The following is a 19631-nucleotide window of genomic DNA, read 5'->3' as shown; positions in this document are numbered from 1 at the left end:
ATTCAGTAGTTTACCTGCTCGGTGGTTGCCGCGTGATGCGTTTTTCCTGATCAGGATGTAAGAAGACGGCAACTGACTTTATCAAAATACCGAAAAAGGTATTCGGCGCTCTCTGACTGCGAACCTGACCGGATGTTGATCCTCGCCATCGATACTGCCCTCGACCATTGCGCCGCCGGCGTCCTCAACACTGATTCGGCCGAGATGATCGCGCAGGAGACGCTGCCGATGAAGCGCGGCCATGCCGAAGCGCTGATGCCGCTGCTCGCGCGCGTGATGCAGCAGTCCGGCATCGGCTTTGCCGATCTCGACCGCATCGCGGTCACGACCGGCCCCGGCAGTTTCACGGGCCTGCGCGTCGGGCTCTCGGCCGCGCGCGGCATCGGGCTCGCGGCTCACAAGCCGGTGGTCGGCGTCACGACACTGTCGGCCTATGCCGCGCCGGTGGTGAGCGAGGACGGCGCGAGCCCGGTGATCTCGGCGATCGATGCCCGGCATGAACATGTCTACTACCAGGTCGTCAGCGGCAGCGGCGAGGAGCTGGTGCCGCCGCAGGTCGCCGCGATCGACGACGTGCTCGCGGCGGCACGCCACGGCGCGCCGCATCTCGTCGGCAATGCGGCCGCGATCCTTGCCGGCCGCTGGCCCGCGGAGATCGGCGCGCCTGTCGCGGTCGACACCCAAAGCGGACCCGACATCGTCTGGGTCGCGTGGCTGGGTGCGGCGGCAGACCCCGCGCAGGCGCCGGCGCGGCCGTTCTACTTGCGCGCGCCTGACGTCAAGCCGCCGGCGACAGCGGTCCAGCAACCGGCGCAGACCGCTTTGTCGTCATGAACATGTTCTTCCGCTGGCTCGGCCGCGCCAAGCCTTCGATCGAGGCGGCCTCGCCGCGCGACGCCGCCAGGCTCGCGCAGATTCACGCGGCGTCCTTTCACCGCGGCTGGGGCGAAGGTGAGTTCGAAACCATGCTGATGGAGCGCAACACGCTGATCCATCGGTTGCAACTCGGTCGCAAACTCATCGGGTTCATCGTCTCGCGCATCGGCGCCGACGAGGCCGAGATTTTGTCGGTGGCCCTTGACCCAAATCAGCGCGGTCGCGGCCTTTCTCGTGATCTGTTGTTGACGCATCTCGGACATTTGGCAGGTCGTGGCGTCCGGACGGTTTTCCTCGAAGTCGAGGAAAACAATCAGCCAGCCCGCCGCCTTTATGAACGCGCCGGATTTTCGACCGTGGGCCGAAGGGAACGCTATTACCTTCAACCTGGCGGAGAACAGTTGAACGCGCTTCTGATGCGCCGGGACTTGTCGTAACCTGCGCTTGGTGGCAGAAAGCGCATCCTTGAGGCGAGAGACGATGACCTCCTTGAAAACCACGCCAGCGCCCAGTTCCACCGGGATCGAGGCCCGCTGTGCCGCAACCGGCATGCGGATGACCGAGCAGCGGCGGGTGATCGCCCGCGTGCTCGCGGAAGCCTCCGATCATCCCGACGTCGAAGAGCTGTACCGCCGCTGCGTCGCCGTCGACGACAAGATCTCGATCTCGACGGTCTATCGCACGGTGAAGCTGTTCGAGGACGCAGGGATCATCGAGCGTCACGATTTCCGCGAAGGCCGCGCGCGCTATGAGCAGATGCGCGACAGCCATCACGACCACCTGATCAATCTGCGCGACGGCAAGGTGATTGAATTCACCTCCGAGGAGATCGAGAAGCTGCAGGCGGAGATCGCCCGCCGTCTCGGCTACAAGCTCGTCGACCACCGGCTCGAGCTGTATTGCGTGCCGCTCGATGATGAGTCGAATGGCTAGCAACGCTTCGGCTTCGAACGTCGATCTCGTCATTTTCGATTGCGACGGTGTGCTGGTCGACAGCGAGGTGATCTCCTGTCAGACCCACGCCGACGTGCTCAGCCTGTGCGGCTATCCGATCACGGCGGAGCAGGTGTTCGCGCGCTTTCTCGGCCGCTCGTCGAAGCAGGCGACGATGGAGGTCGAAGCCGAGCTCGGCCGCAGCCTGCCCGAGGATTTCAACGCCCAGCTGCAGCAGCGGCTGTTCCAGGCCTTCGAGCAGGACCTGCATCCGGTGGCGGGGATCACCGACGCGCTCGACGCCCTCGACATTCCCGTCTGCGTCGCCTCCTCCGGCTCGCATCAGCGGATGCGCGTCAGCCTCGGCGCCACCCGTCTCTATGACCGGCTCGCGCCGCACATCTTCTCGTCGTCCCAGGTCGAGAACGGCAAGCCGGCGCCCGACCTGTTCCTGTTCGCGGCCGCGCAGATGAACGCCCGGCCGGCGGCCTGCGTCGTCGTCGAGGACAGCATTGCCGGTATCCGGGGCGGCGTCGCCGCCGGCATGACGGTGCTCGGGTTTCATGGCGGCAGCCACTGCCGGACAGGCCATGCCGACGACCTCAGGGCCGCCGGCGCGACGCTGGTTTTCGACGATATGCGGCAATTGCCAATGATTCTCAGCCAACTTGGCGAGAAAGCCGCCTCGCTCGCTGGATTTTCGGCCCCCTAGCCTATATCTGAGCGCGGCGCCGCGATTGGCGCGCCTCCGACCGTATGCAAGGGTTCATGTCGTCGCCGCGCAAGCTGCACATCAAGTCCTATGGCTGCCAGATGAACGTCTACGATGCCCAGCGCATGGTGGACACGCTGGGCGCTGAGGGCTTCGTCGAGACCGCCGAGGCCGGCGACGCCGATCTCGTGATCCTGAACACCTGCCATATCCGCGAGAAGGCCTCCGAGAAGGTCTATTCCGAGCTCGGGCGGCTCAGGGTGGCGAAGGAGGAAGCGGCGAAGGCCGGCCGGACCATGCAGATCGCGGTCGCAGGCTGCGTGGCGCAGGCGGAAGGCGGCGAGATCATCGCCCGCGCGCCCACCGTCGACGTCGTCGTCGGCCCGCAGAGCTATCACCATCTGCCGCAACTGCTGGCCCAGGCCCGCCGCGGCGAGCGCGCGATCGACACGGAATTCCCAGCCGAGGACAAGTTCGGCTTCCTGCCGAAGCCCAGCCGAGACGCCATTCGTGCGCGCGGCGTCTCGGCGTTCGTCACGGTGCAGGAGGGCTGCGACAAGTTCTGCACCTTCTGCGTCGTGCCCTACACGCGCGGCAGCGAGATGTCGCGGCCGGTGGCGCGGATCGTCGACGATGTCGTGCAGCTCACCGAGAGCGGAGTCCGCGAGATCACGCTGATCGGCCAGAACGTGAATGCCTACCACGGCGACGGTCCGGATGGACGGGCCTGGACGCTCGGCCACCTGCTGTACCGGATCGCCGAGATTCCCGGCGTGGCGCGCATCCGCTACTCGACCAGCCATCCCAACGACGTCGACGACAGCCTGATCGCGGCGCATCGCGACCTCCGGTCGGTGATGCCGTTCGTGCATCTTCCCGTGCAGTCGGGATCGGATCGCATCCTCGACGCGATGAATCGCAAGCACACCGCGGCTGATTACAGGAAAGTGGTCGACCGTTTCCGCTCCGCGCGCAGCGATATTGCATTCTCTTCGGACTTCATCGTCGGGTTCCCCGGCGAGACCGAGGAAGATTTTCGCGCCACCCTCGCGCTGATCGATCAAATCGGCTACGCTGCGGCCTATTCTTTCAAATATTCGCCGCGTCCGGGCACCCCGGCGGCGGACATGCAGGAGATGGTGTCAGCGACCGAGATGGACGAGCGATTGGAGCGCCTCCAGAGCTTGATCGACAGCCAGCAAGCCGCCTTCAACAAGGCCGCGATTGGCTCGGTCGTCGACGTGCTGTTCGAACGCGCCGCGCGTAAGCCGGGTCAGCTGGTCGGACGCACGGCCTATCTGCAACCAGCCCATGTGATGGCGTCCCACGACATCATCGGCCAGGTGCTGCCGGTGCGCATCGACAGTCTCGAGCGCTACAGCCTGCTCGGCGAGCTCGTCACGCCCGGCGCCGCACCCCGACCCGACGCCGCATCCCTCATGTCCATCGGAGGCTGAGCACTTGCCCAAGAGCGCATCGGATTCATCTTCCCTCGCTCCCAGCCGCAAGTTCGACCGCGACATGTCCATGCCTCCCGAGACCCAGGTCGTCATCGATTTCGACGACAACCGCGCCGCTTCCGCCCTGGTCGGCCCCTACGGCCAGAACCTCGCGCTGCTCGAGCGAAGGCTCGGCGTCGTCGTCGATTCCCGCGGCAACCACATCACCATCGGCGGCTCTCGCGACAGCTGCGACGCCGCGCGCCGCGTGCTGGAATCGCTGTATGCGCAGGCCGTGAAGGGACAGGATCTGTCGCAGGGCGACGTCGATGGCGCAATCCGCGCCGTGGTCGCGCAGGGCTCGCTGTTCGAGTTCGACCCGAAGAATGCGAAGAACGCGTTCGAGAGCATCAATTTGCGCAAGCGCCCGGTGCGTGCCCGCACCGCTGCGCAGGATTCCTACATCCGCGCGCTGAAGCGCCACGAGCTGGTGTTCGGCATCGGCCCGGCCGGCACCGGCAAGACCTGGCTCGCGGTCGCGCATGCCGCACAGCTGTTCGAGCGCAAGGAAGTCGATCGCATCATCCTGTCGCGCCCCGCCGTCGAAGCCGGCGAGCGGCTCGGCTTCCTGCCGGGCGATCTCCGCGAGAAGGTCGATCCCTACCTGCGCCCGATCTACGACGCGCTGTACGACCTGATGGACGCGCGCGTCGTCGAGCGCGCGCTGCAGGCCGGCGAGATCGAGATCGCGCCGCTCGCCTTCATGCGCGGCCGCACTTTGACCAATGCTGCGATCATTCTCGACGAAGCGCAGAACACGACATCGATGCAGATGAAGATGTTCCTGACGCGCCTCGGCGAGAACAGCCGTATGATCATCACCGGCGATCCCTCGCAGGTCGATTTGCCGAACGGCCAGACCTCGGGACTGGCCGAGGCCGCGCGCCTGCTCGACGGTGTCGAGGGGATCGCGCAGGTCAGGTTCACCGGCGAGGACGTCATTCGCCACGAATTGGTGGCACGCATCGTCGCCGCCTATGAGGGCCCGAAAGCCCGCTGACGAGAGCAAGCACGCCGATGGTCGCGTCGTTCCAGCGCCATCCGCACAGATATCGACCAGGATGCCACAAAGTCCCATTCCCATTACCGAGGTCATTGTCGCCGCCGATTGCTGGCAGGACCAGCCCGACGCCGAAGACGTCATACAACGCGCCATCCTCGCTGCCGCCGAGATGGTCGAGGCCGATGTCGGCGACGCCGAGATCGCGGTCATGCTGACGGACGATGCCGGCATCCGCACGCTGAACAGCAATTGGCGCGGGGTCGACAAGCCCACCAATGTGCTGTCGTTTCCGGCGCTGCAGCCGACCGGCCCGCGCAGCGACGACGACGCCCCGCGCATGCTCGGTGACATCGCCATCGCCTATGAGACGATGCGGCGCGAGGCCGCCGACGAGCAGAAGCCGTTCGAGCATCATCTCAGCCACCTCACCGTGCACGGCTTCCTGCATCTGATCGGCTACGATCACGAAACGGACGACGAAGCCGAGGAGATGGAGGCGCTGGAGACCGAGATCCTGGCCCATCTCGGCATCCCCGATCCCTATGCCGACCGGGAACGGATCAATTGATCATGGCCGATTCCGAGCCCATCCACGACAATCCGCGCCAGACGCGCAATCTGCCGGCCGTGGTGCCGCCGTCCGAGCTCGGCCGCTCGGCCAGCGATAACTGGCTGTTTCGCGCGTTGCGCAACCTGTTCGGCTGGAAGGGCGGCGGCTCCGTTCGCGACGATCTGCAGGTCGTGCTCGACGCGTCGACGCCCGACGACATCGGCTTTTCCGCGGTCGAGCGCACGCTCCTGCGCAACATCCTCGATCTGCATGAGCGGCGCATCGCCGACGTCATGGTGCATCGTGCCGACATCGTCGCCGTCCGGCGCGACATCACGCTCGGCGAGCTGATGAGCCTGTTCGAGAGCGCATCGCATTCCCGCCTCGTCGTCTACAACGACACGCTCGACGATCCCGAGGGCATGGTGCACATCCGGGACCTGCTCGCCTACATGACCGCGCAGGCCCGCATCTCCGACGATGCAAAAGCCCGGCGCAAGAAGCCCCTGCCCGCCGGGCTCGACCTGAAGAGCGTCGAGCTGTCGATGCCGCTGTTCGAAGCCAACATCATCCGCAAGCTGCTCTACGTGCCGCCGTCGATGCGCGCCATCGACCTGCTGGCGCAGATGCAGGCCTCGCGCATCCATCTCGCGCTCGTGGTCGACGAATATGGCGGCACCGACGGACTGGTGTCGATCGAGGACATCGTCGAGCAGATCGTCGGCGAGATCGACGACGAGCACGACAGCGACGAGCCGCCGGCGATCATGCGCCAGGCCGACAACGCCTTCATCGCCGACGCCCGCGCCAGCCTCGACGACGTGCGCCGGGTGATCGGCGAGGAGTTCGTGACCGGCGAGGCCGGCGAAGGCGTCGAGACCTTGGGCGGCTATCTCGTCAATCACGTCGGCCGGCTGCCGGTGCGCGGCGAGCTGATCTCCGGCCCAGGCAATTTCGAGGTCGAGGTGCTCGACGCCGATCCGCGCCGCGTCAAGCGGCTCAGAATCGCGCCGCGCAGGGAGCGGCCGACTCCACGCCCGCCGCGCGAGAGCCGGCGCCGCGAGGCGCTGCCCGACACAAGCACCCCGGCGGAGCCGCCGCAGCCCGCGGACAGCACTGCGCCGCCGCGCCAGGACGACACCAGCCCGCCCGCACAGAATGACGGAGCGAGCTCCCAGTGATCCGCCTTTCCATGTTCCGCGGCCTCGCCCTCGGTGTCGTGCTCGCCTGGGGCTGGAAGCGCGCAGCGATTGCGCTCGCAGCCGGCGCCCTCTCGTCGCTGGCCATGGCTCCGTTCAATGCGTGGCCCGTGCTCGCGATCACCTTTCCGGTCCTCGTCTGGCTGATCGACGGCGCGGCCGCGGGACGGCGGCGCGGCATTCCGGCCGCGGCGCTGACCGGCTTCTGCTTCGGCATGGGCTATTTCGTGCCCGGCCTGTATTGGATCGGCAACGCGTTCCTGGTCGACGCGCAGACCTTCGCCTGGCTGATGCCGTTCGCCGTGCTCGGGCTGCCGGCCTATCTGGCGCTGTTTCCCGCCCTAGGCTTTGCCCTGGCGCGCCTGATCTGGACACGCGACTCCAGCCGCATCCCTGCGCTCGCGGTGTGCCTCACGGCCAGCGAATGGCTGCGCGGTCACGCCCTGACCGGCTTTCCCTGGAACACATTCGGCTATGCGCTGTCTCAGCCGCTGGCGCTGGCGCAATCGGCGTCGCTGATCGGGATCTGGGGCATGACGTTCCTCACGGTCGCGATCTTTGCCAGCCCTGCGGTCCTGATCGACGGCAAGGACTGGCGCGAGTGCTGGCGGGTGCCAACCGCAGCATTTGCGCTCCTCGTTCTGATGGGCGTGTTCGGCGCGATCCGGCTGGGATTGCATCCGACTGCCTTCGTCGCCGACCTCAAGCTGCGGATCATGCAGCCGAACCTGCAGCAGGACGTCAAATTCAACTACGGCGCCAAGGCCGACGTGATGCGGCGCTATCTGACGCTGTCCGACCGCGCCTCCGGCCCGAAGGCCACCGGCGTGCGTGACACCAATGTGCTGATCTGGCCGGAGTCGGCATTCCCGTTCTTCCTCACGCGGGAAGCCGACGCGATGGCGCAGATTTCCGACCTGCTGTCACCGGGCACGGTGCTCATCACCGGTTCGGTCCGCGCCCCGGACGGCCCGCGCAACGGTCCCATCACCCGCGCCTACAACTCGATCTATGTCATCGATCATGACGGCACGGTGCTGTCAGTCTACGATAAGCTTCATCTGGTTCCCTTCGGCGAATTCCTTCCGTTCCAGGACTGGCTCGAACGGATCGGGCTGGAGCAGCTGACCCGGGTGCAGGGCGGCTTCATTGCTGGGACAACACGACGCAACCTGGACGTGCCACACGCTCCACGTGTTCTTCCTTTGATCTGCTACGAAGCCATCTTCCCGCGTGATAGTGTCCCGAGTGAGGAACGGCCGGGCTGGATCGTCAATCTGACCAATGACGGATGGTTCGGCATCTCGACCGGTCCTCATCAGCATCTGCAGCAAGCGCAGTGGCGCGCGATCGAACAGGGGCTTCCATTAGTTCGATCTGCGAACACCGGCGTCTCCGCTGTGATCGATCCTGTTGGCCGTATCATCGCGCAATTGCCGCTGGGTGCAGAGGGCGTGCTCGATTCCATGCTGCCGGTTGCGCTGCAGCCGACGATCTACGCGCGACTCAGCGACATCCCGGCTGCAATCCTGTTAGTGCTCGCCCTGAGCACCGTCGTTCGCAGACGTGTTGCTCAAAAGCTTCCCTGACGATCGCAAGATCTCGATTCTTTCCGGGTGCGTAAGATTTTTTTTGACAAGCAAAACCCCAAGTGTTGACAGATAGCTGCTGCAATTCGCATTCTCGCGCGGCAGCATGAACCGTCGAGTTCGTTACTCAGCTCTCGTTCGTTAGTACGACATGGGAGCTGAAATTGACGGTGTGAGCGCCTGAGGCATACTGCGACCGCCTCGTTCCGAGGCCCTGATCTAAGGAGTTGAGAGATGTCGACGAAAGCGCCCAACCCTGTTGACAAGCATGTCGGCAGCCGGGTGCGGATGCGCCGTATCATGTTGGGCATGAGCCAGGAAAAACTTGGTGAGGCTCTCGGTCTCACGTTCCAGCAGATACAGAAGTACGAAAAAGGCACCAATCGAGTCGGCGCCAGCCGGATTCAGCAGATCTCAGAGGTTCTGCAGGTCCCGGTCTCGTTCCTGTTCGAAGGCGTCCCGAGTGGTGGGACCAATGGTGAGGCTTTCGGCGAGGGCGCTTCCCCCGCCTATGTATCTGATTTTCTGGCAACCTCCGAAGGACTGGCGTTGACCCGCGCATTCACGCGGATCCACGATTCCAAGCTTCGGCGCAGCATCGTCGACCTGGTCGAGCAGATTGCAGATCGCGAGGCACCGGAAGAAGGCTAGCTGATGCGCCGGCGCTGACATTCCTATCGTGGTTACTCTCATATGAATGTCAGCGCCTCGGGGGGCCATGAGCTGAACCACGTCTAGCGAACGACGCCTTGGGCACGCGACGTTTCGCTTGACGAATGAGCCAATAGACAGTCCGGATCACGACACAGAGCGCGACGGCCTCCTTCGGGAAATGCTGTCGCGCTCTTCGTCATTTTGTGCACATGTGGCGCTCTGAACGCGCCAACGGCGGCTGCGCCGGACCCGCCGGTCGCCCTCACCCGCTACCATTTCGTAACCCTGCAAAACTATTCGCAAAGAACATGACCACCGCCAACAATCCGTTCGATAGTTGCACAATCCTCGAGGGCATCCGCCAGTGGGTAGAGATCGAGACACCGACCGAGGCGCCAGACCAGGTGAATCGGCTCGCCGATCTGGTCGCCAGCGGCTATCGCGGGCTCGATGCGACCATCGAACGGATTGCAGGGCGCGATGGCTGCGGCGACCACCTGGTTGCGCGATCGGGCTGGGGCCAGGACGCGCCGGGCATCCTCGTGCTCAGCCATCTCGACACGGTGCATCCGATCGGATTCATCCAGCGCCTGCCGTTCTCGATCGACGGCGACGTGGCCTACGGGCCCGGCATCTACGACATGAAAGGCGGCGCCTATCTTGCTTTTCACGCCTTCCGTGAGCTGTGCGCCAACGGCGAGAGATCGCCGCTCGGCATTACTCATTTGTTCGTCTCCGACGAAGAAATCGGAAGCCCGACCTCGCGCGCGCTGATCGAGGAGGAGGGCCGCAGGGCCAAGTATGTGCTCGTCACCGAACCGGCGCGCGACGGCGGCAAGATCGTCACCGGGCGCAAAGGTGTGGCGCGCTTCGACGTCGCGATCAAAGGCGTGCCGGCCCATGCCGGCGCGCGTCCGCAGGATGGACGCAGTGCGATCCGCGAACTCGCCAACGTCATTCATGCACTCGAGGCGCTCAACGATCCCGAGCGCGGCATCACCGTGAACGTCGGCGTCGTCCGCGGCGGGACCCGTCCGAACGTGATTGCGGAAGAAGCCTTCGCGGAAGTCGACGCGCGGCTGCCGAGCCCGGCGGATGCCGAGGAGATCGTGCCCAAGATCCTTGGGCTGAAGTCGCGTAGCGAGGGCGTGACGGTCGAGGTCCGAGGCGAGGTGAACCGGCCGCCTTACGTCAAGGGCAATGCCGGCGCGGCGCTGTTCGAACACGCGAGGTCGCTTGCGGAGGAGATCGGCTTCGAACTCGCCGACACCTACACGGGCGGCGGCTCCGACGGCAATTTCACCGCGCCGTTCACGGCGACGCTCGATGGCCTCGGCGTCGACGGCAAGGGCGCGCATACGCATTACGAGCAGATGTACATCTCGTCGATCGAGCCAAGGGCTCGCCTGCTTCACCGCCTCTATCAGACCCTGCGATGAGCACTGCCGACATCATGCCCGTTGACGACGATCACACCGACGCCGATGCCATGCATCGTCATGGCTCGTTCTTCGGCCGGCGCAAAGGCCACAAGCTGCGCGCGCACCAGGCGGATCTCGTCGAGAACCTGCTGCCGCACCTTGCCCTCGACCTTGCCGCTCCGGCCGATGACGTGCTGCCGACGCTGTACGATCCGCTGGTCGAGGCGCTGCGGCTGGAGATCGGATTCGGCGGCGGTGAACACCTCGCCGCCGAGGCCAAGGCGCATCCGGCCACCGGCTTCATCGGCTGCGAGCCCTACGTCAACGGCATGGCCAAGATCCTCGCCGCGATCGAAGCCGACAACATCGGCAACATCCGGCTGCTCGCGGGCGATGCGGCCGAACTGCTGGCCTGGCTGCCTGCACAATCGCTGCAGCGGATCGACCTGATTCATCCCGATCCCTGGCCGAAGCGGCGGCATTGGAAGCGGCGCTTCGTGCAGGATGCGACGATTGCCGCAATGGCGCGCGCGCTCAAGCCGGGTGGCGAATTCCGCTTCGTCAGCGACATCGCCGACTATTGCGACTGGACGCTATGGCACATGCTCCGCGCGCCCGATTTCGTCTGGACCGCGGAACGCGCCGACGACTGGCGCCTCCCTTGGCCCAACTACACGATGACGCGTTACGGGCGGAAAGCAACGCGCGAGGGTCGCGTCGCCAGCTACCTGATCTTCCGGCGCCGCTGAACGGGCTCAGTGCCGCGTCTGCCAGAATGCGACGACGCGCTCGGCGGTCGACGATGCCAGCCGCGCATAGGCCAGCTTGATGGCCTCGATGTCGCGCTGCGCAGGAACGCGCTTCGGCCCGAGCCGAAGCTGGATCAGCGCATGCACCGTGTGCCATTCGAGTCCGATTGTTCGCCCGAGGATCAGCAGCAGATCGTGGCGATCACCGGAGACCAGCCGGTCCAACGTCGCGATCTTCAGCCCCGTCATCGCGGCGAGCGCGGAGATCGCCTGCCTGTCCGGCTTCACCACGTCGAACAGCCGCCGCTTAACGACATCGAGCGTGCCGGCCATCAGTTGCTTCAGATGATCGTCAGACAGGTCCGGCACGACGGGCACGGCGACATGATTCAAATTTAGACGATCTTGGTGAACGACCGGTTATCGGCCCGCGACCGCCGGCTCTGTCGCTCCGGATGCGATTGCCGGGCAAAATGGCGAGATCGGGCGTCGATTTGGCAGTTCCGCGGGCCGCTTTCAGCCGACACGACCCTTGCCGCGGGCCGGCAAAGCGGCTATATCAGCGCCATCAAACATCATCTCATATACGATCGCGTAGTGAGAGTGGGCCCCTCCGGACCCGCTCTTTTTTGTTACCTGGATCGCTCCGCCGAGGGCGCGATTGATCCGGTGAGCGCGGTCGGAGCGGCCAAACGGCCCAGACAAGCAAGACACGCGATCGACGCCTCGATGACGGAACCTACGTTCGCAACCGCTGACACCGACCTCCTGACCGAGCCCCGCCTCGTCGTCGAGCCGGGCGTTGGGGCGCGCGTGGCCGCGGTGGCGGATCCGGTGCTGCAGGGAATGGGTTACCGGCTGGTGCGGATCCGGATTTCCGGCGAGGCCGGCTGCACCGTGCAGGTGATGGCCGAACGTCCCGACGGTACGATGCAGATCGAGGATTGCGAAGCGGTGTCGCGGGCCCTGTCGCCCGTGCTCGACATCGCCGACCCGATCGACCGCGCCTATCGTCTCGAGATTTCGTCGCCGGGTATCGACCGGCCGCTGGTGCGCCGCTCCGATTTCGAGCGTCACATCGGCCATCTCGTCAAGATCGAGATGGCGGTGGCGCATCAGAACCGGAAGCGCTTCCGTGGCATCATCAAGGGCGTCGAAGGTGACGGCGTGCGCATCACCCGCGACGACGTCGCCAAGGACGTCGACCCCGATGTCGTGCTACCGATGACCGACATCGGCGATGCCAAGATGGTGCTGACCGACGAGCTGATCGCCGAGTCCATGCGCCGAGGCAAGGCCGCCGAGCGCGAAAGAAAGCGCGAGCTGGGCATCGCTCCGCCGCTGGCGCCGCACGCCAAGCCGGCCGCGCAGGCCAAGCCGAGGCCGAAAGCCAAGGACGGCACCAAGGACAGCAAGCCGGCCAAGAAGCCGCTGCCGACCAACACCAAGAAACATCGCCTCGCCGCCGACCGCGCGCGCAGAGGCGAGATCGATCCTGATTAGAGGAGACTAGACCCATGGCCGTCAGCGCCAACCGGTTGGAACTGCTGCAGATCGCCGACGCCGTCGCGCGCGAGAAGTCGATCGACCGCGGCATCGTGATCGCGGCCATGGAAGACGCGATCGCCAAGGCCGCCCGCGCCCGCTATGGCAGCGAGACCGACGTCCATGCCGAGATCGACCCGCGCAAGGGCGAGCTCCGGCTGTCGCGCCACATGCTGGTGGTCGAGAAGGTCGAAAACCCCTCCAACCAGATCTCGCTCGATGATGCCCGTCGCGCCAATCCGGGCGCGCAGATCGGCGACACCATTGCCGACACCTTGCCGCCGCTCGAGTATGGCCGCATCGCCGCGCAGTCGGCCAAGCAGGTCATCGTGCAGAAGGTGCGCGAGGCCGAGCGCGACCGGCAGTACCAGGAATTCAAGGACCGCATCGGCGACATCGTCAACGGCGTCGTCAAGCGCGTCGAATATGGCAGCGTGATCCTCGACCTCGGCCGTGGCGAGGCGATCATCCGCCGCGACGAAATGCTGCCGCGCGAGGTGTTCCGCAACGGCGACCGCGTCCGCGCCTATGTGTTCGACGTACGCCGCGAGACCCGCGGCCCGCAGATCTTCCTGTCGCGCACCCATCCGCAGTTCATGGCCAAGCTGTTCGCGCAGGAAGTGCCGGAAATCTATGACGGCATCGTCGAGATCAAGGCGGTCGCCCGCGATCCCGGCTCGCGCGCCAAGATCGGCGTCGTGTCGCGCGACTCCTCGGTCGATCCCGTCGGCGCCTGCGTCGGCATGCGCGGCTCGCGCGTGCAGGCCGTGGTGAACGAGCTGCAGGGCGAGAAGATCGACATCATCCCGTGGTCCCCTGATATCGCGACCTTCGTGGTCAACGCGCTGGCGCCGGCCGAAGTCGCCAAGGTCGTCATCGACGAGGACCGCGAGCGCATCGAGGTCGTCGTCCCCGACACCAACAACCAGCTGTCACTGGCGATCGGCCGCCGCGGCCAGAATGTCCGCCTCGCTTCGCAGCTGACCGGCTGGGATATCGACATCCTCACCGAGCAGGAGGAATCGGAGCGCCGCCAGGCCGACTTCGAGAACTCGACCCGCGTGTTCATGGAATCGCTCAACGTCGACGAGGTCGTCGGTCAGCTCCTGGCGTCCGAAGGCTTCACCTCGGTGGAGGAATTGGCGCTGGTCGATCTGAAGGATCTCGCCGGCATCGAGGGCTTCGACGAGGAGACCGCGACCGAGCTGCAGACCCGCGCCCGCGAATTCCTGGAGCAGCAGGAGGCCGAGCTCGAGGCCAAGCGCAAGGAGCTGGGCGTCGAGGACGCGTTGAAGGACGTGCCCGGCGTCACCTCCAAGATGCTGGTCAAGTTCGGCGAGAACGACATCAAGACCGTCGACGACCTCGCCGGCTGCGCCACCGACGATCTGGTCGGCTGGGTCGAGCGCAAGGAAGGCGGCGAGTCCACCAAATTTGCCGGCTTCCTCGACGGCCTCGACGTGTCGCGTGACGATGCCGAGGCCATGGTGATGCAGGCCCGCGTCAAGGCCGGCTGGATCAGCGAAGCCGACCTGACCAAGCCCGAGGCCGAAGACGAGGACGCCTCCGAAGGACAGCCTGCCTGACCCATGACGACAGTCGCGACGATCCCCGCCATGACGCTGCTGGCTTGAGATGAGGAGCCGCACCACCGCATGCTCGCTTTGGCCGACCCCGAGCTCGACAATGGACCGCGGACCGAAAAGTCCGCGACCATGCGCATGTGCGCGGTCAGCCGCGAGGTGCGGCCGATCGAGGAGCTGATCCGCTTCGTCGTGGGTCCAACGGGCGAGGTCGTGCCCGACATCAAGCGCAAGCTTCCGGGGCGGGGCTTGTGGATCGCGGCCTCGAAGCCGGCGGTTGCGGAAGCGGTGCGGCGTCACCATTTCAGCCGAGGCTTCAAGGCGAACGTTCGCGTCCATCCGACACTTGCCGATGATCTGGAGGCCTTGCTGGTTCGCAGCGCGATCGAGGCGCTGGGAATCGCCGCCAAGGCCGGTCAGGTCGTATCGGGTTTTTCCAAGGTGGAAGCGGCGCTGTCGCAGCGGCAGTCCAGGGCCGGCCTGGCCGCCCTTCTCCACGCGTCGGACGGTGCCGCAGACGGAATTCGCAAGCTCGATGCCCTGGTGCGGCCGACCGATGGGGACGCCGACCAAGCCCTGCCATTTCCGATCATCTGCTGTCTCACTTCGGCAGAATTGGATTTGGCACTTGGGCGCTCAAATGTGATACATGCTGCCGTGCTCGCAGGCCCGGCGAGCAGGACATTCCTGTCGCGCAGCCAGACACTGGTCCGATACCGGTCGGCCGACGCTGACAAGAACGCCGGAACCGCGGCCACGAAATCTGCTTCGACTTCGAAGACATAGCGACGACGATTGCACGAATGGGACGGTGCGGCAGCCCCGCACGCAGGTAAACGAGATTAGGACGACTGAATGGCCGATCAAAACACTCCGGGCGACAAGAAACTCGGTGTCCCGAGCAAGACCTTGACGCTCAAGCCGCGCGTCGAGACTGGCACGGTACGTCAGAGCTTCCCACACGGCCGGAGCAAGCAGGTGGTGGTCGAGAAGCGGGGCACCAAGCGCCGCGTCGGCGATGGGGCGCCTGATGCGCCGCATGCGCCGGAGCCGACCGTCGCCAAGGCGCCGCCACCGCCGCCGCCGCCGAGCAACCGGCCATCGGGACCGCGTCCGTCCGGCTCTCAGCGCAGCGGCTCCGGCGTCGTTCTCCGCACCCTGACCGAAGACGAGCGTTCGGCGCGCGCCAGCGCGCTGGCCGACGCGCGGGTGCGCGACATGGAAGAGCGCCGCCAGGCCGAGGAAGAGGCTCGCCGCCGCGCCGAGCGCGAGGCTGCTGAACGCGCGGAGCGCGAGGCTGCCGAGGCGCGCCGCAAGGCCGAGGAAGAGCGTCACCGCCACGAAGAGGAAGCCAAGCGCAAGGCCGAGCTCGAAGCCAAGAAGCGCTTCGGCGAAGGCGAGGCGCCGCGCTCGGCACCGGCCGCCGCGACTGCGGCCGCCGCGCCGCAGCCGACCGCGACCGCTCCGGCCCGCCAGGCCCAGGCGCCCGGCCGCCCGGTTGGTGCACCCGGCAGCCGCCCGCCGCAGATCGGTGGTCCGTCGCGGCCGCCCGGCACTCAGCCGGCAGGCGCCCGCCCTGCCGGAGCCCGTCCGGCCGGCGGCGGCCCGCTCGGCCGCGCGCCTGGCGTCGCAGCCGGTCCCGACGAGGATGAAGGTCCGCGCCAGATCCGCCGCGGCCCCGGTGGCGCCGCGCGTCCTGCGCCGCCGCCGAAGACCACGCACAAGCCAGGCCCGCAGAAGCAGCGCGGCCGCCTGACGGTCGTCACTGCGCTCACTGCCGACGACGTGCGCGAGCGCTCGATCGCCTCGTTCCGCCGCCGTACCCAGCGCCTCAAGGGCCACGCGGCCAATGAGCAGAAGGAGAAGCTCGTCCGCGAGGTGACGATCCCGGAAGCGATCACCATCCAGGAGCTCGCGAACCGCATGTCGGAGCGCGCGGTCGACGTCATCCGCCTGCTGATGCGCCAGGGCGCGATGCACAAGATCACCGACGTGATCGACGCCGATACCGCGCAGCTCATCGCCGAAGAGCTCGGCCACACCGTCAAGCGCGTGGCCGCCTCGGACGTGGAAGAGGGCCTGTTCGATATCGTCGACGATTCGTCCGACACCGAGCCGCGTTCGCCGGTCGTGACCGTGATGGGCCACGTCGACCACGGCAAGACCTCGCTGCTCGACGCGCTGCGCCACGCCAACGTGGTCTCCGGCGAAGCCGGCGGCATCACCCAGCACATCGGCGCCTATCAGGTGACGGCGCCGGATTCCGGCAAGAAGATCACCTTCATCGACACGCCCGGCCACGCCGCGTTCACCGCGATGCGCGCCCGCGGCGCCAAGGTCACCGACATCGTCGTGCTGGTGGTCGCGGCCGATGACGGCGTGATGCCGCAGACGATCGAGGCCATCAACCACGCCAAGGCGGCGAAGGTGCCGATGATCGTGGCGATCAACAAGATCGACAAGCCCGACGCCCGGCCCGAGCGCGTCCGCACCGAGCTGCTGCAGCACGAGGTGCAGGTGGAATCGCTCGGCGGTGAGGTCGTCGACGTCGAGGTGTCCGCCAAGAACAAGACCAACCTCGACCGCCTGCTCGAGATGATCGCGCTGCAGGCCGACATCCTCGACCTGAAGACCAATTCGGATCGTCCGGCCGAGGGCACCGTGATCGAGGCCAAGCTCGATCGCGGCCGTGGTCCGGTCGCCACCGTGCTGGTCCAGCGCGGCACGCTTCGCGTCGGTGACATCATCGTCGCCGGCGCCGAGATGGGCCGCGTCCGCGCGCTGATCTCCGACCAGGGCGAGACCCTGCAGGAGGCCGGCCCGTCGGTCCCGGTCGAGGTGCTCGGCTTCAACGGTCCGCCGGAAGCCGGCGATCGTCTCGCCGTGGTCGAGAACGAAGCCCGCGCCCGCCAGGTCACCAGCTACCGCGCGCACCAGAAGCGCGAGAACGCCGCTGCCTCGATCTCCGGCATGCGCGGCTCGCTCGAGCAGATGATGTCGCAATTGAAGACCGCGGGCCGCAAGGAATTCCCGCTGGTCATCAAGGCCGACGTTCAAGGCTCGCTGGAAGCCATTCTCGGCTCGCTCGAGAAGCTCGGCACCGAGGAAGTTGCCGCCCGCATCCTGCATGCCGGCGTCGGCGGCATCAGCGAGTCCGACGTAACACTGGCCGAAGGCTTCAACGCCGCGATCATCGGCTTCTCGGTCCGAGCCAACAAGGAAGCGGCTGCGCTCGCCAAGCGCAACGGCATCGAGATCCGTTACTACAACATCATCTACGACCTCGTGGATGACGTGAAGAAGGCGATGAGCGGCCTGCTTGCGCCGACGCTGCGCGAGACCATGCTCGGCAATGCGCAGATCCTGGAGGTGTTCAACATCTCCAAGGTCGGCAAGGTCGCCGGCTGCCGCGTCACCGACGGCACCGTCGAGCGCGGCGCCAATGTCCGCCTGATCCGCGACAACGTCGTGGTTCACGAGGGCAAGCTGTCGACCTTGAAGCGCTTCAAGGACGAAGTGAAGGAAGTGCAGGCCGGCCAGGAATGCGGCATGGCCTTCGAGAACTACGGCGACATGCGTGTCGGCGACGTCATCGAGTGTTATCGCGTGGAGACCATTCAGCGCTCGCTGTAAGTCCGAATCCTACAGAGCGCGCTGCATCTTCAAGTGAGCGGCGATTCCGTGTGTCAGCGGAATCGCCGCCCGTCTTGAACTTTACCAAGCGTCGTTGAACTCAATCAGAATGATCCGTTCGCCCGCGCGCACGCCGGGCGACGATCCATTGGATTTTTTGCAAAATGCCTCGTCATCATCAGAGGGGAAGCACGGCTTCTTCCGGCGGCTCGCAGCGTCAGCTGCGCGTGGCCGAAACCGTGCGTCACGCTGTCGCCGACATTCTCAGCCAGGGTCACGCGCATGATCCGGACCTCGAGGGACACATCATTACGGTGCCCGAAGTCCGCATGTCGCCCGACCTCAAGCTTGCAACGATCTACATCATGCCGCTCGGCGGACGTGACACCGAAGTCGTGCTCGCAGCGCTCGAGCGCAACAAGAAGTTCCTGCGCGGCGAGGTCGCGCGGCGCGTTAACCTGAAATTTGCACCTGACATCCGCTTCCGCGCGGACGAACGATTCGACGAAGCGGAACGGATCGAGAAATTACTGCGAACACCTGCGGTGCAACGAGACCTCCATTCGGATTCGGAAGAGAGCTGATGACCATCCCCCCCGAAACCGGCACTGTCGATACGCCTCACGCCGACACGAGCGCCGTCAACGTCAAAAAAAATCACGCCACCGACGGGCGTCCGCGCGACAACAATGATCCGCGAAACAAACAGCGTCAGGGCGGCAACCAGCCGCGCCGCGACCGGCGCGACGTGCATGGCTGGGTGGTGCTCGACAAGCCGATCGGCATGACCTCGACGCAGGCCGTCGCGGTCGCCAAGAGGCTGTTCCAGGCCAAGCGCGCCGGCCATGCCGGCACGCTCGATCCGCTCGCCTCGGGCGGGCTGCCGATCGCGCTCGGCGAAGCCACCAAGACCGTCCCGTTCGTGATGGACGGCCGCAAGCGCTATCGCTTCACCGTCACCTGGGGCGAGGAGCGAGATACCGATGACACCGAGGGCCGCGTCGTCGAGACCAGCCCCAACCGCCTGGATGTCGCGGCGATCCGCGCCCTGCTGCCGCAATTTACCGGCCGCATCGAGCAGACCCCGCCACGCTATTCCGCGATCAAGATCCAGGGCGAGCGCGCCTACGACCTTGCCCGGGACGGCGAGGTGGTCGAATTGCAGCCGCGCCCCGTCGAGATCCACGAATTGACCCTGGTCGACCAGCCCGACGCCGATCATTCGGTGTTCGAGGCCGAGTGCGGCAAGGGAACCTATGTCCGGGCGCTGGCCCGCGACATGGGCCGAATCCTCGGCTGTTACGGCCATATCAGCGCGCTCCGGCGGACCCTGGTGGGTCCGTTTACCGAGAACGACATGATTCCGCTGGAACAGTTGGAGGCTTTGTGCAATAGAGCCGCGTCCGGTGAGGGAAGCCTCGCCGACGCACTCTTGCCCGTTGAGACCGCGCTGGACGACATCCCGGCACTGGCCGTCACTCGGGCTGATGCGGCAAGGCTCCATCGGGGCCAGGCCGTTTTGTTGCGCGGACGGGATGCGCCCCATAGTAGCGGCACAGTCTATGTCACGGTCGCAGGCCGCCTTCTGGCGCTTGCCGAAATTGGCAATGGCGAACTCATCCCCAAGCGCGTGTTCAACCTGACCGGACTGACTGCCAGCTCCGGTCGCAACGAAAGAGACTGAC

At 65.9% G+C, this 19631-nt stretch carries 19 protein-coding genes; 18 read left to right on the top strand and 1 reads right to left on the bottom strand.

Annotated elements, in window-relative coordinates; translation table 11 throughout:
* The first annotated feature begins 132 nt into the window (after positions 1-132).
* The 12 genes from tsaB (at position 133) to trmB (ending at position 11185) form a co-directional block, all read left to right on the top strand.
* Positions 133-834, top strand: coding sequence for a tRNA (adenosine(37)-N6)-threonylcarbamoyltransferase complex dimerization subunit type 1 TsaB (gene tsaB / locus ACQR0Z_RS01275; protein ID WP_434917422.1), 702 nt, complete (start codon positions 133-135; stop codon positions 832-834).
* Positions 831-1313, top strand: coding sequence for a ribosomal protein S18-alanine N-acetyltransferase (rimI, locus tag ACQR0Z_RS01270; protein WP_434858081.1), 483 nt, complete (start codon positions 831-833; stop codon positions 1311-1313). Before tsaB ends, rimI begins: the two co-directional genes overlap by 4 nt.
* Before the next feature lie 43 nt (positions 1314-1356).
* Positions 1357-1809: a Fur family transcriptional regulator gene (locus tag ACQR0Z_RS01265; RefSeq protein ID WP_434858080.1), complete on the top strand. Its 453-nt coding sequence runs from the start codon at positions 1357-1359 to the stop codon at positions 1807-1809.
* Positions 1802-2521, top strand: a complete 720-nt coding sequence (locus ACQR0Z_RS01260) for an HAD family hydrolase (protein WP_434917421.1) — start codon at positions 1802-1804, stop codon at positions 2519-2521. The genes ACQR0Z_RS01265 and ACQR0Z_RS01260 overlap by 8 nt, the downstream gene beginning before the upstream one ends.
* Before the next feature lie 56 nt (positions 2522-2577).
* Positions 2578-3978: a tRNA (N6-isopentenyl adenosine(37)-C2)-methylthiotransferase MiaB gene (gene miaB, locus ACQR0Z_RS01255; RefSeq protein ID WP_434917420.1), complete on the top strand. Its 1401-nt coding sequence runs from the start codon at positions 2578-2580 to the stop codon at positions 3976-3978.
* A gap of 64 nt (positions 3979-4042) precedes the next feature.
* A complete protein-coding gene (locus tag ACQR0Z_RS01250) occupies positions 4043-5020 on the top strand; it encodes a PhoH family protein (protein WP_434858077.1) in 978 nt (325 codons plus the stop codon).
* A gap of 61 nt (positions 5021-5081) precedes the next feature.
* Positions 5082-5591, top strand: coding sequence for an rRNA maturation RNase YbeY (gene ybeY, locus ACQR0Z_RS01245; RefSeq protein WP_434858076.1), 510 nt, complete (start codon positions 5082-5084; stop codon positions 5589-5591).
* Positions 5592-5593: 2 nt separating this feature from the next.
* Positions 5594-6754: a hemolysin family protein gene (locus ACQR0Z_RS01240; RefSeq protein ID WP_434917419.1), complete on the top strand. Its 1161-nt coding sequence runs from the start codon at positions 5594-5596 to the stop codon at positions 6752-6754.
* Positions 6751-8361 carry an apolipoprotein N-acyltransferase gene (lnt, locus tag ACQR0Z_RS01235; protein WP_434917418.1) on the top strand — a complete coding sequence of 537 codons (1611 nt, stop codon included), beginning with the start codon at positions 6751-6753 and terminating at the stop codon, positions 8359-8361. The genes ACQR0Z_RS01240 and lnt overlap by 4 nt, the downstream gene beginning before the upstream one ends.
* Before the next feature lie 234 nt (positions 8362-8595).
* Positions 8596-9012: a helix-turn-helix domain-containing protein gene (locus ACQR0Z_RS01230; protein WP_006615449.1), complete on the top strand. Its 417-nt coding sequence runs from the start codon at positions 8596-8598 to the stop codon at positions 9010-9012.
* 311 nt (positions 9013-9323) lie between these two features.
* Complete coding sequence (locus ACQR0Z_RS01225) at positions 9324-10454, top strand: M20 family metallopeptidase (protein WP_434917417.1); 1131 nt, start codon at positions 9324-9326, stop codon at positions 10452-10454.
* Positions 10451-11185 (top strand): tRNA (guanosine(46)-N7)-methyltransferase TrmB, encoded by a 735-nt coding sequence (gene trmB / locus ACQR0Z_RS01220; protein WP_434876287.1) that lies wholly within the window; start codon positions 10451-10453, stop codon positions 11183-11185. The genes ACQR0Z_RS01225 and trmB overlap by 4 nt, the downstream gene beginning before the upstream one ends.
* A gap of 6 nt (positions 11186-11191) precedes the next feature.
* Here the strand turns inward: trmB and ACQR0Z_RS01215 are convergent, their stop codons facing one another.
* A complete protein-coding gene (locus ACQR0Z_RS01215) occupies positions 11192-11578 on the bottom strand; it encodes a DUF2336 domain-containing protein (RefSeq protein WP_434858071.1) in 387 nt (128 codons plus the stop codon).
* Positions 11579-11914: 336 nt separating this feature from the next.
* Here ACQR0Z_RS01215 and rimP point away from each other — a divergent pair, with 336 nt between their 5' ends.
* The 6 genes from rimP (at position 11915) to truB (ending at position 19630) form a co-directional block, all read left to right on the top strand.
* Positions 11915-12688 (top strand): ribosome maturation factor RimP, encoded by a 774-nt coding sequence (gene rimP, locus ACQR0Z_RS01210; protein WP_434917997.1) that lies wholly within the window; start codon positions 11915-11917, stop codon positions 12686-12688.
* A gap of 14 nt (positions 12689-12702) precedes the next feature.
* On the top strand, positions 12703-14316 hold the full coding sequence (gene nusA, locus ACQR0Z_RS01205) for a transcription termination factor NusA (RefSeq protein ID WP_434917416.1): 1614 nt from the start codon (positions 12703-12705) through the stop codon (positions 14314-14316).
* 69 nt (positions 14317-14385) lie between these two features.
* Complete coding sequence (locus ACQR0Z_RS01200) at positions 14386-15099, top strand: RNA-binding protein (protein WP_434876288.1); 714 nt, start codon at positions 14386-14388, stop codon at positions 15097-15099.
* A gap of 69 nt (positions 15100-15168) precedes the next feature.
* Positions 15169-17946: a translation initiation factor IF-2 gene (gene infB, locus ACQR0Z_RS01195; protein WP_434917415.1), complete on the top strand. Its 2778-nt coding sequence runs from the start codon at positions 15169-15171 to the stop codon at positions 17944-17946.
* A gap of 164 nt (positions 17947-18110) precedes the next feature.
* Positions 18111-18530, top strand: a complete 420-nt coding sequence (gene rbfA, locus ACQR0Z_RS01190) for a 30S ribosome-binding factor RbfA (protein WP_434917414.1) — start codon at positions 18111-18113, stop codon at positions 18528-18530.
* A complete protein-coding gene (gene truB, locus ACQR0Z_RS01185; RefSeq protein WP_434917413.1) occupies positions 18530-19630 on the top strand; it encodes a tRNA pseudouridine(55) synthase TruB in 1101 nt (366 codons plus the stop codon). The genes rbfA and truB overlap by 1 nt, the downstream gene beginning before the upstream one ends.
* Position 19631 lies beyond the last annotated feature (1 nt).

The organism is Bradyrhizobium sp. HKCCYLS3077 (assembly GCF_051167555.1).
Taxonomy (GTDB): domain Bacteria; phylum Pseudomonadota; class Alphaproteobacteria; order Rhizobiales; family Xanthobacteraceae; genus Bradyrhizobium.
Note: the sequence above shows the minus strand (reverse complement) of the source record. Positions and strands in the feature narration are given on the sequence as shown.

What these genes read in the sequence shown, in the direction of transcription:
- ACQR0Z_RS01230 (WP_006615449.1), top strand. Translation starts at nt 8,596, where the DNA reads ATGTCGACGAAAGCGCCCAACCCTGTTGACAAGCATGTCGGCAGCCGG.
- ACQR0Z_RS01260 (WP_434917421.1), top strand. Translation starts at nt 1,802, where the DNA reads ATGGCTAGCAACGCTTCGGCTTCGAACGTCGATCTCGTCATTTTCGAT.
- ACQR0Z_RS01240 (WP_434917419.1), top strand. Translation starts at nt 5,594, where the DNA reads ATGGCCGATTCCGAGCCCATCCACGACAATCCGCGCCAGACGCGCAAT.
- ybeY (WP_434858076.1), top strand. Translation starts at nt 5,082, where the DNA reads ATGCCACAAAGTCCCATTCCCATTACCGAGGTCATTGTCGCCGCCGAT.
- ACQR0Z_RS01250 (WP_434858077.1), top strand. Translation starts at nt 4,043, where the DNA reads ATGTCCATGCCTCCCGAGACCCAGGTCGTCATCGATTTCGACGACAAC.
- rbfA (WP_434917414.1), top strand. Translation starts at nt 18,111, where the DNA reads ATGCCTCGTCATCATCAGAGGGGAAGCACGGCTTCTTCCGGCGGCTCG.
- ACQR0Z_RS01265 (WP_434858080.1), top strand. Translation starts at nt 1,357, where the DNA reads ATGACCTCCTTGAAAACCACGCCAGCGCCCAGTTCCACCGGGATCGAG.
- infB (WP_434917415.1), top strand. Translation starts at nt 15,169, where the DNA reads ATGGCCGATCAAAACACTCCGGGCGACAAGAAACTCGGTGTCCCGAGC.
- nusA (WP_434917416.1), top strand. Translation starts at nt 12,703, where the DNA reads ATGGCCGTCAGCGCCAACCGGTTGGAACTGCTGCAGATCGCCGACGCC.
- ACQR0Z_RS01225 (WP_434917417.1), top strand. Translation starts at nt 9,324, where the DNA reads ATGACCACCGCCAACAATCCGTTCGATAGTTGCACAATCCTCGAGGGC.
- truB (WP_434917413.1), top strand. Translation starts at nt 18,530, where the DNA reads ATGACCATCCCCCCCGAAACCGGCACTGTCGATACGCCTCACGCCGAC.
- rimP (WP_434917997.1), top strand. Translation starts at nt 11,915, where the DNA reads ATGACGGAACCTACGTTCGCAACCGCTGACACCGACCTCCTGACCGAG.
- rimI (WP_434858081.1), top strand. Translation starts at nt 831, where the DNA reads ATGAACATGTTCTTCCGCTGGCTCGGCCGCGCCAAGCCTTCGATCGAG.
- trmB (WP_434876287.1), top strand. Translation starts at nt 10,451, where the DNA reads ATGAGCACTGCCGACATCATGCCCGTTGACGACGATCACACCGACGCC.
- miaB (WP_434917420.1), top strand. Translation starts at nt 2,578, where the DNA reads ATGTCGTCGCCGCGCAAGCTGCACATCAAGTCCTATGGCTGCCAGATG.
- tsaB (WP_434917422.1), top strand. Translation starts at nt 133, where the DNA reads ATGTTGATCCTCGCCATCGATACTGCCCTCGACCATTGCGCCGCCGGC.
- ACQR0Z_RS01200 (WP_434876288.1), top strand. Translation starts at nt 14,386, where the DNA reads ATGCTCGCTTTGGCCGACCCCGAGCTCGACAATGGACCGCGGACCGAA.